Source organism: Citrobacter sp. VF227 (assembly GCF_052950715.1).
The window spans coordinates 1-508 of record NZ_JBRFVF010000278.1 but is presented as its reverse complement, the minus strand read 5'-3'; the positions used below and the strand labels follow the sequence as shown (position 1 = coordinate 508).

At 59.6% G+C, this 508-nt stretch carries 1 protein-coding gene; it reads right to left on the bottom strand.

From position 1 onward, the window contains the following. Positions 1–391, bottom strand: a 391-nt coding sequence (locus ACU8YC_RS26310; protein WP_446896164.1) for a plasmid recombination protein, incomplete at its 3' end; no start/stop codon positions are given. Positions 392–508: the final 117 nt, after the last annotated feature.

Genomic DNA, 508 nt, shown 5'->3' with positions numbered 1-508 from the left:
GCGTTGGCTCGATGACCAGAAAAAAGGCTGAGGCGAGACGGACGCGGTACTGCGAGTGGGGCCATGTCATAGTGCGGTCGATGCATTGGTCAGCCTTGGCCGGATCGCACTGGCCGTATCGTGCAGGATCGTCGGGGCGGAAGTATTCGGGTGACGCGCTGACCAAACACTCCATCGCTAAAACCGCGTCCTTGCGTCTCTTCGCCGGGAGCAGCGCCTCGACATCGGCCGTAGGATCTTCAGATCCAACGAGGAGACGGTTCATAGTCCGGCGCTGAGGATCGGCATTGTCCGTCGACGCTGTACGGAACCAGTGCTGGCCCATCGCGCGGATCTGGCTCAAGGATTTGAGCTTCTTGAAACGCAAGATGGCGTAGCTGTCGGGCTGCATGAGGGTCCCACGAGGCGACCCATAGGGCCAACCCTCGAAGTATACTTCGTCGGGCAGGGCCTTGTGAAGGAGGTAGGAGGTTTCGCCGGAGAGGCAAAACATACTCACTATGGGTTG